General features: G+C 62.1%; 6 protein-coding genes. 4 read left to right on the top strand and 2 right to left on the bottom strand.

The window, feature by feature from the left end:
* Positions 1-3 precede the first annotated feature (3 nt).
* Positions 4-219: a DUF2970 domain-containing protein gene (locus tag LIY45_RS26540; protein ID WP_226478139.1), complete on the bottom strand. Its 216-nt coding sequence runs from the start codon at positions 217-219 to the stop codon at positions 4-6.
* A 135-nt stretch (positions 220-354) separates the two neighbouring features.
* Between LIY45_RS26540 and LIY45_RS26535 the strand changes: the two genes are divergently transcribed.
* Positions 355-7260 (top strand): NEL-type E3 ubiquitin ligase domain-containing protein, encoded by a 6906-nt coding sequence (locus tag LIY45_RS26535; RefSeq protein ID WP_226478138.1) that lies wholly within the window; start codon positions 355-357, stop codon positions 7258-7260.
* Here the strand turns inward: LIY45_RS26535 and metH are convergent.
* Positions 7248-10958 carry a methionine synthase gene (metH, locus tag LIY45_RS26530; RefSeq protein WP_226478137.1) on the bottom strand — a complete coding sequence of 1237 codons (3711 nt, stop codon included), beginning with the start codon at positions 10956-10958 and terminating at the stop codon, positions 7248-7250. The two genes, LIY45_RS26535 and metH, sit on opposite strands and share 13 nt — an antisense overlap.
* Before the next feature lie 164 nt (positions 10959-11122).
* On the opposite strand from metH, the gene LIY45_RS26525 reads away from it, so the two are divergent.
* From LIY45_RS26525 to nfuA, 3 genes are all read left to right on the top strand, one after another.
* Positions 11123-13414, top strand: a complete 2292-nt coding sequence (locus LIY45_RS26525; RefSeq protein ID WP_226478136.1) for a fatty acid cis/trans isomerase — start codon at positions 11123-11125, stop codon at positions 13412-13414.
* 81 nt (positions 13415-13495) lie between these two features.
* Entirely contained in the window at positions 13496-14518 is a 1023-nt protein-coding gene (locus LIY45_RS26520; protein ID WP_226478135.1) for an acyltransferase, read from the top strand.
* Between the two features lie 59 nt (positions 14519-14577).
* Positions 14578-15162 (top strand): Fe-S biogenesis protein NfuA, encoded by a 585-nt coding sequence (gene nfuA, locus LIY45_RS26515; protein WP_003210817.1) that lies wholly within the window; start codon positions 14578-14580, stop codon positions 15160-15162.
* The last annotated feature ends 72 nt before the right edge of the window (positions 15163-15234 follow it).

Here is a 15234-nt window from a genome sequence, read left to right as displayed (position 1 = left end):
GGTTCACACCCCGGCCAGGAGCAACACCAGCTTGACGATGCCAAACAGGGTCAAGGCAAAAATCACCGTGAACAGAATGCCCAGCGCCACAAAGTGGCTGGGCTTGCCGTGGGTGAAGTCCCGAGCGCGGTTTTTGCCACTCTGCACGCCAAACGCCGCAGCCATGACGCTGTGGAGCATTTGCCAGAACGTCGGTGGTTTGTTGTTGGACTCGTCCATGGTGCCTCCGGTCAGGGGATCAGCCTTAAGGATAGTCAAGTTCGCGGGAAAGCCCCCGTGGCATCTATGTAGCCCCCGTTGAAGCGCTGCGCTCGTTGTACTGAGGCTTCTTAAAAAACGTCCTCAGGAGTTCGCATGTCAGTTTCAACCTTGTCGGCAGATTCGGGTCTGCATACCTCATTGATCAGGCAACGTCTGCCGGGCTGGGTTGCCCACAGCGCACCCGCCGACATCCGTCGCCTGCGCCCGGCTTTGCTTGCCTTGCAGCCCACGGATGGCCCGGCGCCGGCCTGGCTGGCGGCGGCGACACCCGCCTTGCGCCAGGCATTGGGCGACACGCAGCGTCGCAGCCGCACGTCGCATCAGGCGTTGGCCGGTACCCTCAAAGGGCTCAAGAGCATCACCGAGTTCGCCAGGCCGTTGCTGGTCCAGGCGTTGAACAAACGTTTCGGCCACGCCCCGGATGTGGACGCCCACGTGCTGTATTACCTGCGCTACCGTCAGCCTGTGCAGGAACACACACTGTTGCAGGCGGCGTTGCTCAACTTTGAAGGCAATGAAGACTTCACCGATCTGTCCCTCGGGCAGACCAGTGCCCTGGCGCCCAAAGGTGCGTTGCTCACCGATTACGCCGAGCCCATGGCTGCAATGCCCAGGGCCGCCTATCGCTACAGCGAGACCTTGAACATTGCCCCGGCAGACTTCGCCGCGCTGTGCCGTACCCTGGACCTGGGCGAGCAGTACCAGGCTCATCTGCGCGAGGTGTTTGAGTCGCCGACCACAAAGGCACAGGTGCGTGATCAGATGATCGCGGCGCAACGGGATCAACTGGAGTTGAGTGCGCACATCGCTGCGATCAAAGGTGAAATCAGCGCCTCGGCCCATACCCTGATCAAGGCGCTGGTTGCCGGCACCGAGCGTCCCGAACTGGATGGCCGCTCGGTACGCTACAGCCAGTTATCGATCCTCGGTTGCATACTCGGCGAGGTGCTGCTGATCCAGTCGAGCGCTGCGGATGCGCGGCTGATTGCCTGGGTGCCCGGAGCGCCGCTGTACCCGCTCAAGGAGTACGCGTCGCTGGCCGCCTTCGAGGCCGACCTGGCCGTCAACCTGCGCTCTGGCGTCTATCAGCAGTTGTTTGCCGGTTTCGTTGCCCATGATCAGGCGCCGGCTTTTCTCAGACGGCTCAAGTCCAGGTTGTTTACCTTCAAGTGGAACCCGCAGGGGTTCATGCAGCAGGTGTACGACGACCAGATCAACCTCGACCGCCGCGAGGTATTGATCAACGGGGCGTTATTCGACGTCCTGTATGAGCGGCACCTGCAACGTCTGAAGGACAACGCCCGCGCCCTGGCGGTGCCGACCGCCGAGGCAGACCGCAAGGCCGCCCAGGAACGCCACGAACACTGGTTGAGTATCGGCTTGAACCTGCTGAACGTGGCCGCGTTTGTGGTGCCGGGGCTGGGCGAGGTGATGCTGGTGGTGGCGGCTATCCAGTTGGGCCTGGAGGTTTATCACGGCATTGAGGCCTGGAAGCAGGGCGACACGGATGCCGCCTGGGGCCACCTGGAGTCGGTGGCGCTTAACCTGGCCTTTATGGCGACGCTGGCCGGCACCGGGGTTGCGGCGGGCAGGGCGCCAGCGATTCAGGTATCGCGCTGGGTCGACGGCATGGTGCCGGTCAAGCTGCCCAATGGCGAGGCGCGGTTATGGGCGCCGGACCTGACGCCTTACCGCAGCAACGTCGTGCTCGACCCGGCCCTCAGGCCGAATGCCCAGGGGCAATACCAAACCGCCGGCAAAACCTATGTACGCCTCGGCTCGGAGCTGTACGAGCAGTACTTCGATACGCGTGCCGGCAAGTGGCGCATTACCCATCCGCTCAATTCCGAGGCCTACCAGCCATTGTTGGAGCACAACAACACTGGCGCCTGGCGCCATACCCATGAAAACCCCTTGGAATGGAACCGCCTGACCCTTTTGCGTCGCTTGGGTCACGAAACAGAGGGGTTCTCCGATGCCACCCTGGTCACGGTTGGCGATATCAGCAACGTCCCGGACGACGTGCTGCGCCGGGTGCATATGGACAGCCAGCCGGTGCCGGCAGCGTTGTCCGACACCCTGCGGCACTTTCGCGCCGAGCGCGAAGCCGGTGAGGTGATCGAGCAATTGCGCAGCGGTGTGGGCCTGGACGGCCGTTATGAATACGCCTTGCCACTGGTGGTGCAAATGCCAGGCTGGCCTGTCGGCCGCGTGCTGGAGTTGTTCGAAGGGCCGGAGCCGTGGGGCACGTCGCAACGTTATGGCGGCGATCCGGCAACGTCGGCACAGGCCGCGACCATCAAGATCACCCGGCGCGAATTATTGCTCGGCAAGCTGCCCCGGATGCTGCTCGCTGAGTTGAGCGAGCGGGAGCGCGGTACGCTGCTCGGCAGCCAGGCAGTGGCCGCCGGGGTCGATACCGAACAACTGCTGCGTAGCCGTCTGGCGGACTTTGCGCTCAAGCGCAAACCGGCCCTGGCAGAGAGTCTCTTTCGCTCGGGCGAGCCCAGGCAGCCGGTATCCACGGCACTTGAGAAGCGTTTTCCAACCTTGTCCCGCAGCGCCATCCGCGAGGTGCTGGAGCAGGCCAGCCCCGCCGAGCGTGACCAACTCGCCGGCGGCAAAGGGGTAGCGGTGCGCCTGGATAACCTGGCGCGCACCCGTGCCCAGCAGCAGCGCCTGAACCGCGCCATCACAGGTTTGCATCGCCAGACCCTGGCTTCGTTCGACAGCGACCGCCTGGGCCTGCGCAGCCTGGAACATCTGCCTGGCTGGCCCAAAGCGTTGCGCCTGGAAGTGCGCAGCGACAGTGTCACCGGGCGGTTGCTCGACAGCCTGGGCCCGCAGGACGCCACCGAGCGCAAATGCCTGGTCAAGACCGGCGACACGTACCAGGCCTTTGACGAGCAGGGCGAAGCACTCAACAGCACCTTGCCCCATGGGCGCAATTTCTTCGAATCCATCATGCATGCCTTGCCCGATCATGCCCGCCAGGCGCTGGGCCTGCCGCAGGTGAGCCAGTTCGCCGAGTTGCAGCGTGCCGTGACCGGCTATGCCAGCACCCATCGCCAGGCGCTGTTCGGGTTTCTCAAATTACGTGTGCCGCGCTCCAGGCCTTCCTTGCGCCTGGCCTCCGGGCGTGTGGGATACCTCTTGAGCGGTCGTGGCGAAGGCCTTGGCCCACAGGCCTCGCTGATTGCCCGGGTGCGTGCGATCTACCCGAATATCAGCGACAACGAGGCGGCAATTTTCATACAGGATCGTCAGCTCAGCGGTGAAACACCGCAACAGATATGGCATATGATTGCCAATCGCCAGCGTGAGCTTGAGGGGCTGCAAACCACGCTCAATCACTGGGTGGCAGGCGGTGGGCACAGTCCGCAGGTTGCCGCGGCGCTGGTGAGTACCTGGCGACAGGGCTTGTACCGGGGCGCAGAACCCCATGCCTACCTGGATCTGGCGAGCGTCACCGACCTGCCGATGCTCAATGCCGATTTCTCCCATGTGCGCAGCCTCAGATTACGTGGCGCAGCGTTGGTTGGTGAGCCTGGCGTGGCGTTGTTACGCCAGTTTCCCAAGGTCAAACGCCTGGACCTGCAGATAGAGCAAGTGCAGTTGGGTGATGTCGTCGACAGCCTTGAACCGCTCTCTGACGTCACCGAACTGGCCATTGACGGTCCCCAATTGAGCTATTCCGCTTCGCTGTTGCAACGCATCAATGGGTTGCAGCGCCTTGAGCGCCTGACCCTCACGGGGGCAATGGACAGCCTGGACGTCAGCGCCCTGGCCCGGCTGCGCACACTGACTGTCTCGGGCAGCCTGGCGCAGTGGCCGGTCGGGGTGTTTGGCCTTGAGCATCTGGAGGCATTGAGCCTGTCCGGCACGCAGATCAATTACCTGGCGTCGCCACTCATGGTGGGGCATGAACGGCTCTGGCGCGGCCTGCACCTGAAATGGTCGTTGTTTGAACCGCAGGCGTTTATGGCGGTGCTGGATCATGTGCAGAGCAGTACCGCGCACCTGGTGGATGAGGAGCAACTGGTGCGCGGGTACTGCGAGGGCAGCTTGAGCGCAGTCAAGGTGGGAGACTCCGCGTTCGTCCACAACACCATGGCCGAATTCAAGCGCCAGGGGTTGTCCCGGCGGGAGAGGGTGGAGCGGGTCAACCTGCTACGCGAAGAATTTCGCGCGCTGAACGAGGGGCTGGGCAGCTGGCAGGCACGGGAGTCGTGGGTGGATCGAACGTTGGTGGACCCTTTCTACCGCGAGCGCGCCGCTGCACATATCCTGCAATGCTGGCGTGCGGGGCTGGACGGGCGCTATGCCACCGACGGCGAAGTGGCGGGGCCGTCCACACGTCCCGGCGCGGCCGGCACGGCGCTGGACCTGTCGGGCGGTGTACTGGGTGATCTGCCGCCGCTGCCTGCGCAGGGCTTCGGCCATGTGCGGCACCTGAACCTGAGCGGTACCCGGCTGGCCTTGCCGGTACTGGACGCGTTGTTGAGCACGTGCCCCAACGTGCGCCGCCTGAACCTCAGCGGCAACAATATGCTGCAACTGCCGGCGAGCCTGAAGGATCTGGCGGCCCTGCAATATCTGGACCTGTCGCACAACATGCTGAGCGTCAACGCCACACTTCAAGCGCAACTGAGCAGCTTGTCCCGGCTGGAACGCCTGAGCATGCGTTTCAACCGTATCGGCAGGCTGGATGTCAGCGCGCTCACCCAGTTACGTCACCTGGATTTGAGCCATAGCGCCTTGCAGGAATGGCCTGCCGGGGTGTTGCGACTGCCCCTGCTCGGCGAGTTGAATTTGAGCCACAGCGCGCTGACCCAGGTGCCGCTCGAAGCACTGGGCGGGCATGACTTGCTGATGCTGCGCACCAACCTGCGTGGTTGCCCACTGACTGCCCAAGCGTGTGCCGATGTGCTGGTATTCAGTCAGCGTCTGTACCGCGACAACCCGTTGCATTACCTGCTGGATTCGCAACCCCAGAGCGCCCTTAGCGCCTACACCGAAAAACCCCTGGGTATCCCGAGTGAACACCTCGCCCACGGTACCACCGGCGGTGACCCGGAATATTTCCCGCTGGAAGTGGCGCAGGCCCCGAACCTGTTGGTGCCCTTGCCGCTGGACCCACTGGGCGCAGAGTTGAGGCTGACTCCGGCGGCCAGGTTGCGCCGGCTGGACCCGGCGTTGAGCGAGCTGGACGCGGTCAGGCGCATCGAACACTTGGCAGGTCAGGGCCTGGCGTTGCACGTCGAGGCGTGGCTGCGGGCGCGCACCCAACAATTCAATGAACTGGTAACCCGCCTCAATGAATGGATTGACGTGCGCGCCTATCGCGAAGGCGGTGGTTGGATCAGTGCCGTTGACCGGCGTCGTGCAGCGGATCGGATCCTCGACAGCTGGCGGCACAACCTGACCGCAGATCCGCTGCTGCCGGCTGTCGATGGGCGCGAGCGCCTCGATTTCAGAGAGTTGGGCCTGGGAGACCTGCCGCCCATGCCGCCCGGGCAATTCCGGCACGTCACGGAGTTGAACCTCAATGGCGTTAAGCTCACCGAGCAAGGTTCCAACGACTTCCTGAGAGGTTTCACCCAGACCCACCGCCTGAACCTCAATCACAACCGGCTTATCAGCCTGCCTCATGCATTAAGTGAACTGACGGCCCTCAAGCATCTGGAGGTGGCGCACAACGATTTGCGCACCAGCCCGGCGCTGCAGGCGCAACTGGACCAACTGGTGCAACTGGAATCGCTGGACCTGAGCGAAAACACCCTTGAAATGCTGAGTATCCAGTCCATGCCCGACCTGCAAAGCCTTAACCTTCATGGCAATATCCTTGAGGGCTGGCCGGTGGGCGTGCTGGAGGCGCCGAATCTGCGTGCCCTCGACCTCAGCAACAACCAGATTGAATCCATTCCCGAACAAGCGTTTGCCGATCAGTATCAGCCGTTGATGCGCGGCACCCACCTGGCGGACAACCTGTTGGTGGAAACGACCCTCAGGAACTTGCGCGAATACACCGCAGACACCGGCATCGACTTGGGGTTTTCCCCCGACGATGTGGATGAATGGCTCGACGGCCAGGAACGTTCGGACGAGGACGACCCGGTCGATGTGCATCCCGAGCTGTTGACCCCCGCCGAACAGAAAGCCCAATGGTTCACCGGCGTGCCCGCCGACTCGACGCGGCATGTGCTATGGGATGCGCTCAAGGCAATGGACGGCAGTGACGACTTTTTCTACATCCTCACCCAACTGCGCAACGCCAAGGATTTCAGCTCCGACAAGGCCGAGTTGACACGCAGGGTCTGGGAGGTGCTGGACGCCGCTCACGAATACCCGGCACTGCAGGATGAGTTGTTCAGCAAGGCCCAGGCCATGCGGGTGCGAGTGACGTGCGGGGACGGCTGGATCCTGTTGTTCAGCGACCTGGAAGTCAGTGTGTATGAGTTCAAGGCGCTCAAGGCGGTGGCACCGGAGCAGCAGGGTGCCGGCTTGTTGAAGCTGGCGACCGGCATGATCCGTCTCGAGGCCGTGGAGGGCGTGGCCAACACGGCGATTGCGCGCCGGCCGGATATCGACCCGGCGGAGATTCGCCTGGCCTATCGGATTGGCCTGGCCCGGCGCCTGGAACTGCCGCGCCAGCCATCGACCATGCTCTACCGCAATTTGGCTCAGGTGACTAAAGCTGACATCGACGCCGCCTATACGCAAATTCTGGAAAAAGAGGCCACGCCGGGGTTCAACGAGCAACTGGTGGATCGCAAATACTGGGTCGACCACCTCAAGCGCCAATACCCGGACGAGTTCGCCGCGCTGACCGCCCGGCACCAGGTCAAGGTCGACGCCCTGGAGACCCAGTATCCGGATATCAACCCGCAGTACCTCAAGGAAATCGCGGCACTGGATACGCAAAACCGCAACGAGCAGCAGACCCTGGCCATTGAGCTATCCGCGCGCGAACGCACGCGGCTGGCTCAGTTGTCGTAACCCAGGTTCGGCGCCAGCCACCGCTCGGTCACGGCCAGGTCCTGGCCTTTGCGAGCGGTGTAGCTCGTGACCTGATCCTTGTCGACTTTACCCACGGCAAAGTACTGCGCCTGCGGGTGAGCGAAGTACCAGCCGCTGACGGCCGCGGCCGGGAACATCGCGTAGTGCTCGGTCAGGAACACACCGCTGCGGCCGGCGTGCATTTCGCGGGCTTCAGGGTCCAGCAGTTGGAACAACTGGGCCTTCTCGGTGTGATCCGGGCACGCCGGGTAGCCCGGGGCAGGGCGGATGCCGCTGTACTGCTCCTTGATCAGCGCGTCGTTATCCAGCACTTCGTCCTTGGCGTAGCCCCAGTGTTCTTTACGCACTTGCTGGTGCAGCCACTCGGCGCAGGCTTCGGCCAGGCGGTCGGCCAACGCTTTAACCATGATCGAGTTGTAGTCGTCGCCAGCGTCCTGGTAGGCCTTGGCGACTTCCTCGGCACCGATGCCGGCGGTGGTAATGAAGCCACCGATGTAGTCGGTCACGCCGCTGTCTTTGGGCGCGACGAAGTCGGCCAGGGAGAAGTTCGGCTTGCCGTCGGTCTTGATGATCTGCTGGCGCAAATGGTGCAGCTTGGCAATCGGCTGGCCATCGTCGCCGTAGACTTCCAGGTCATCGTCCTGCACCTGGTTGGTCGGCCAGAAACCGAATACCGCGCGGGCGCTGATGAGTTTTTCATCGATCAGCTTCTTGAGCATTTCCTGTGCGTCGGCGTACAGCGCCGTCGCCGCTTCACCCACCACTTCATCGGTGAGGATGCGCGGGAACTTGCCGGCCAGGTCCCAGGAGATGAAGAACGGCGTCCAGTCGATGTACTCGGCCAGGACGTTGAGGTCGATATTGTCCAGCACCTTCGAGCCGGTAAATGTCGGCTTGACCGGCGTGTAGCTGCTCCAGTCGAACTGCGGCTTCTTGGCGATGGCGGCCGGGTAGCTCAGGCGCTCCGTGCGGGCGCTGCGGTTGGAGGTGCGCTCGCGCACGTCGATGTATTCCAGGCGGGTTTTTTCAACGAACGCCGGCTTCAATTCCTTGGACAGCAATTGCGTCGCCACGCCCACGGCGCGGGAGGCGTCGGTGACGTAGATCACCGCGTCATTGCTGTACTTGGGCTCGATCTTCACCGCCGTGTGAGCCTTGGAGGTGGTGGCGCCACCGATCATCAGCGGCAGGTGGAAATCCTGGCGCTGCATCTCGCGGGCGACGTGCACCATCTCGTCCAGGGACGGCGTAATCAGCCCCGACAGGCCGATGATGTCGCACTTCTGTTCCTTGGCCACTTGCAGGATTTTCTCGGCCGGGACCATCACGCCCAGGTCGACAATGTCATAGCCGTTGCAACCCAGCACCACGCCAACGATGTTCTTGCCGATGTCGTGCACGTCGCCCTTCACCGTGGCCATCAGGATCTTGCCCTTGGCTTCCGGCTTGTCGCCTTTTTCCAGCTCGATGAACGGGATCAAGTGGGCCACGGCCTGCTTCATCACCCGGGCGGATTTCACCACCTGGGGCAGGAACATTTTGCCGGCGCCGAACAGGTCGCCGACGATGTTCATGCCGGACATCAGCGGCCCTTCGATCACCTCGATCGGGCGCGCGAACGACTGCCGGGATTCCTCGGTGTCTTCGACGATGTGGGTGGTGATGCCCTTGACCAGCGCGTGTTCCAGGCGCTTGTTCACCGGCCAGCCGCGCCACTCTTCAGTCTCGGCTTCCTTGACGCTGCCGTCGCCCTTGTACTTGTCGGCAATGGCGAGGAGGGCGTCGGTGCCTTCCGGGGTGCGGTTGAGTACTACGTCTTCCACCGCGTCACGCAGCTCGGCCGGGATCTGGTCGTAGATCTCCAGCTGGCCGGCGTTGACGATACCCATGCTCAGGCCGTTGCGGATCGCGTACAGCAGGAACACCGAGTGGATCGCTTCACGCACCGGGTTGTTGCCACGGAACGAGAACGATACGTTGGACACGCCGCCGGAAGTCAGTGCGTACGGCAGCTCGTCGCGGATATAGGCACAGGCGTTGATAAAGTCGACGGCGTAGTTGTTGTGCTCTTCGATACCGGTGGCGACCGCGAAGATGTTCGGGTCGAAGATGATGTCTTCCGGCGGGAAGCCGACTTCATTTACCAGGATGTCGTAGGAGCGTTTGCAGATTTCTTTCTTGCGCGCTTCGGTGTCGGCCTGGCCGGCTTCGTCGAACGCCATCACCACCACTGCCGCGCCGTAGCGCTTGCACAGCTTGGCGTGGTGAATGAACTGCTCCACGCCTTCCTTCATGCTGATGGAGTTGACGATGCCCTTGCCCTGGATGCATTTCAGGCCGGCCTCGATCACTTCCCACTTGGAGGAGTCGATCATGATCGGTACGCGGGAGATGTCCGGCTCGCCGGCAATCAGGTTGAGGAAGGTCACCATGGCCTTCTTCGAATCCAGCATGCCTTCGTCCATGTTGATGTCGATCACCTGGGCACCGGCTTCCACCTGCTGCAGGGCGACTTCCAGGGCTTCGGTGTAGTTGTCTTCACGGATCAAACGGGCGAAGCGGGCGGAACCGGTGATGTTGGTGCGCTCGCCGACGTTGACGAACAACGAACTGCGATCAATGGTGAACGGTTCCAGGCCCGACAGGCGGCAGGCCTTCGGAATGTCCGGGATCGGGCGCGGTGCGTAACCGGCCACGGCCTTGGCGATGGCTTCGATGTGGCCCGGCGTGGTGCCGCAGCAACCGCCGACGATGTTCAGGAAGCCGCTCTGGGCGAATTCTTCGATGACCTTCGCGGTTTGCGACGGCAGTTCGTCGTACTCGCCGAATTCGTTGGGCAGGCCGGCGTTCGGGTGCGCCGACACGTGGGTGTTGGCCTTGTTCGACAGCTCTTCCAGGTACGGACGCAGCTCGCTCGCGCCCAGTGCGCAGTTCAGGCCCACAGACAGCGGCTTGGCGTGGCTGACCGAGTTCCAGAACGCTTCGGTGGTCTGGCCCGACAGGGTGCGGCCCGAGGCATCGGTGATGGTGCCGGAGATCATGATCGGCAGTTCGACGTTCAGTTCCTCGAACACGCCCTGTACGGCGAAGATCGCAGCCTTGGCGTTGAGGGTGTCGAAAATGGTCTCGATCAGGATCAGGTCGGCGCCGCCCTCGATCAGGCCTTTGGTGGCTTCGGTGTAGTTTTCCACCAGCTCATCGAAGGTCACGTTGCGGTAGCCGGGGTTGTTCACATCGGGCGACAGCGAGCAGGTACGGCTGGTCGGGCCGAGCACGCCGGCGACGAAGCGCGGCTTGGCCGGGTTTTCCAGGGTCTTGGCGTCGGCGATCTTGCGCGCCAGGCGCGCGCCTTCTACGTTTAATTCGTAGGCCAGGTCTTCCATGCCGTAATCGGCCATGGAAATGCGCGTGGCGTTGAAGGTATTGGTTTCCAGGATGTCGGCGCCGGCATCCAGGTAGGCTTTTTCGATGCCGCCGATCACGTCCGGACGGGTGATCACCAGCAGGTCGTTATTGCCCTTGACGTCGCTCGGCCAGTCGGCGAAGCGTTTGCCACGGTAGTCTTGCTCTTCCAGCTTGTAGCTCTGGATCATCGTGCCCATGCCGCCGTCGAGGATCAGGATGCGTTCCTTGAGGGCTTGGTGGAGGGCTTGCAGACGAGCGCTACGATCGGGCATGGGACTACTCTGGTCAGGTATTACGGAGGGCGAAGATCATAACAAACCTGTGCGCTTTTAGAGCATGTGCCGGGTTTACATGAATATCGCTCATGTTGGCGAGGGTGTTACATCGGTAGAATCGACTGCTTTTTCACTGCACGCATTGAATCGGGACCGGGAACATGTCACTTCGCCTCATCGTCAGCGCCGCGTTTGCGCTGTTCGCCCTCACCGCACAGGCAGAAGGTCCCGCCCCGGCGATCTCTTATACCCGTGATATCCAGCCGATCTTCACCGAGAAATGCGTGGCCTGCCACGCCTGCTATGACTCGGCCTGCCAGCTCAACCTGGGCAGTGCCGAAGGTGCCGCACGTGGCGCGACCAAAGTACCGGTGTATGACGGCGAACGCAGCCAGGCCAGCCAGCCCACCCGTTTGTTCTATGACGCCTTCGGCAAGGCCGCCTGGCAGCAAAAGGATTTCTACTCGGTACTCGACGCCCAGGGCAGCCAGGCTGCACTGATGGCGCGCATGCTGGAGCTGGGGCATAACGCGCCGCTCGCGCCTAACGCCAAACTGCCCGACGACATCGTGCTGGGCCTGAACCGCGAAAATACCTGCCCGATGCCGGGGGAATTCAACGCCTACGCAGGTAACCACCCGAAGGAAGGCATGCCGCTGGCCGTCACCGGCCTGACCGACCAGCAGTACCAGACCCTGCAACGCTGGCTGGCCTCCGGTGCACCGATCGACGAACAAGGCCTGGCCCCCAGTGCCCAGGAAGCCTTGCAAGTGCAGCAATGGGAAAACCTGTTCAACCAGCCCGGCGCCCGGGAAAGCCTGGTGGCGCGCTGGTTGTTCGAGCACCTGTTCCTCGCCCACATCTACTTTGAAGGCGGCGAGCCGGGGCATTTCTTCCAGTGGGTACGCTCGCGCACCCCGAGCGGGCAGCCGATCGACCTGATCAACACCCGCCGCCCCAACGACGACCCGGGCACCCAGGTGTACTACCGCTTGTGGCCGGTGCAGGGGGTGATCGTGCACAAGACCCACATCACCTATCCGTTCAGCGCCGAGAAAATGGCCCGGATCAAGTCGCTGTTCTACACCCATGACTGGCAGGTGAACGCCTTGCCGGGCTACGGGCCGGGCCGGCGGGCCAACCCGTTCGAGACCTTCGAGGCGATTCCGGCCAAGGCGCGCTACCAGTTCATGCTGGATAACGCCGAATACTTCGTGCGTACCTTTATTCGCGGGCCGGTATGCCGTGGGCAAATCGCCACGGACGTAATCCGCGACAACTTCTGGACCCTGTTCCAGGACCCCGACCACGACCTGTACATCACCGATGCCCGCTACCGCGGCCAGGCCACGCCGTTGCTGGCGATGCCCGGGCAGATTGATGATGTGGGCAGCGTACTCAGCCTCTGGCTCAAATACCGCGACAAGCGCAACGAGTACGAAGCGTTGCGCCGGGACAGCTATGCCAACCTGCCGCCGCCGAGCTGGTCGAGTCTGTGGGCGGGCAACGACAACGCCTTGTTGAGCATCTTCCGTCACTTCGACAGCGCCTCGGTGACCAAGGGCTTGATTGGCGAAGTGCCGCAAACCCTGTGGCTGTTCGACTATCCGTTGCTGGAGCGCACCTACTACCAGTTGGCGGTGAATTTCGATGTGTTCGGCAACGTTTCCCATCAGGCCCAGACGCGCCTGTATTTTGACCTGATCCGCAACGGTGCCGAGCAGAACTTCCTGCGCCTGATGCCGGCGGACTCGCGGGATGATTTCCTCGACGACTGGTACCAGAACAGCGGCAAGGTCAAGCTGTGGCTGGACTATGAAGCCATCGACGATGACAAACCCACGGGCCTCAAGCTCGATGAAAAGGACCCCAAGCGCGACTTCGCCAACCAGTTGCTGGCCCGTTACGGCGACCTGAACGCCAGCCCGGACCCGATCAACCGTTGCGTCAGCGCCTATTGCTCGCGTCCGGGCATTGACCCTGCGTTGCAGGATGCCGAACAGGCCCTGAGCCGCCTGACCAATCGCCCGGCGGCGGGGCTCAAGGTGATCGACCTGTTGCCGGAAGCGACCATGCTGCGCATCGAAACCCGCAGCGGCAAACGTGAGATGTACAGCCTGTTGCGCAACCGCGCCCATAGCAACGTGGCCTTCATGCTCGGTGAGGCTTATCGCTATCAGCCTGGCCTGGACACCGTGACCATCTACCCGGGGGTGCTGAGCAGCTACCCGAACTTCATGTTCAACATTCCGGCGGAGCAAGTACCGGAGTTTGTCGCCGCGATGGAGAACGCCAAGGACGCCAATCGCTTCGAGAAAATTGTCGACCGCTGGGGCATCCGCCGCAGCCATCCGCAGTTCTGGCAGTACTTCCACGACCTGTCGCAGTACATCCGCGAAACCACGCCGGTGGAAGAGGGCGTGCTGGACATGAACCGCTACGAGAATCTTTGATCGACCTTTGACCGTCGACGGCTGTCCCAAGCCATAGGCGCCGGAATAACCGGTGTTGAGGGTTGGGAGAGCGGGTCGACGATGTTGATTTCAGTACAGGCACTGCGCGCCCTGGCGGCCTGGACCGTGGTGGGTCATCACTTCATGCAGATTTTCTTTGGTTTCCAGGCTGATTCGGCGCTGGGCCACCTGTTTGTCGACAAGGGCGCGGCGGGCGTGGATGTGTTTTTCGTCATCAGTGGTCTGGTGATCTTCCTTTCCACCGAGAACAAACAGCTGCCGCCCTGGCGATTCCTGGTGTATCGCCTGCTGCGGATCGTCCCGGCGTACTGGTTCTACACGGTGTTGATGGCGCTGCTGGTGGTGTTTGCCCGGCCGGTGTTGCCGGACCAGAGCGTCGATGCGGCCCATGTGTTGATGTCCTTGCTGTTTATACCTTCCGAAAATCCCGGTGGTTATGGGGTGTACCCGACCCTGAATGTCGGCTGGACCCTGAACTACGAAATGCTCTTCTACGTGCTGTTTGCCTGGGCGCTGCTGTTTCGCCGGCAGTGGCGGGTGCTGGTGGTGGGCGCGTTACTGTTCGCGGTGTGCCAGGCGTGGACGTCGTTTGGTTGGATCAGCGATTTCTATCGTTCCGACATCGTGTATGAGTTCTTGCTGGGGATTGGCATCGGCATGCTGTACCGCAAGGGCTGGATTCGCCCCGGCCTGTGGCTGCCGCTGGTGGGTATTGCCGGTGCGCTGCTGGCGATCTATCACTGGCCGGCATCGCCGCGGGCCCTGACCTGGGGCTTGCCGAGTGCGGTGCTGGTGGTGGCCTGTATCTCGATGGAACGCTATTTCGAGCGCAGCCGCCTGCTCAAGGTGATGGGGGACTGTTCCTATTCGGTCTATCTGATGCACGTGCTGGTGCTGTCAGCCGGCGGTTTTGTCGCCCAGCGTTATGGGGTGAATGCCTACGTGATGCTCGGCGTGTGCTTGGTGCTGATCGCCCTGGGGTCGCTGGCCAGCTATCACTGGCTGGAAAAGGGTAGCTATCGTCGGCTTAAAGGCTGGTTCGATGGCGACGAACGGTTTGTTCTTTCCCGACAAAAATACTAGGACTTTGTACCTCGGTAATAATTTGGCGTAAACTGCCGGCAAGCCTGCGAGGAGTTTCCATGACCGCTATTACCATTACCGACGCCGCCCACGATTACCTGGCTGATCTGCTGTCGAAGCAGAACACCCCGGGCATCGGGATCCGCGTCTTTATCACCCAGCCCGGCACCCAGTACGCAGAGACGTGCATTGCCTACTGCAAGCCGGGAGAAGAAAAACCTGAAGATACGGCGCTGGGGCTGAAAAGCTTCACGGCGTATATTGATGCGTTCAGTGAAGCGTTCCTTGACGATGCAGTGGTTGATTACGCCACTGATCGTATGGGGGGCCAGCTGACCATCAAGGCGCCGAACGCCAAGGTGCCGAACGTTAATGCGGATAGCCCGATTAACGAGCGCATCAACTATTACCTGCAGACCGAGATCAATCCCGGGCTGGCCAGCCATGGTGGTCAGGTGAGCCTGATTGACGTGGTGGATGATGGTATTGCTGTGTTGAAGTTTGGTGGCGGTTGCCAGGGCTGTGGCCAGGCGGACGTGACCTTGCGTGAGGGTATTGAGCGTACGCTGCTTGAGCGGGTTCCGGAGCTCAAGGGTGTGCGGGATGTGACTGACCATACGCAGAAAGAAAACGCCTACTACTGAGGGTGTTCGTTGCGGATGTGGAGAAAACGGCGCCCCGTGAGCGCCGTTTTTTTATGGTTTGGGTTAGGTATG

The organism is Pseudomonas sp. MWU16-30323 (assembly GCF_020515595.1).
GTDB classification, from domain to species: domain Bacteria; phylum Pseudomonadota; class Gammaproteobacteria; order Pseudomonadales; family Pseudomonadaceae; genus Aquipseudomonas; species Aquipseudomonas yamanorum.
Note: the sequence above shows the minus strand (reverse complement) of the source record. Positions and strands in the feature narration are given on the sequence as shown.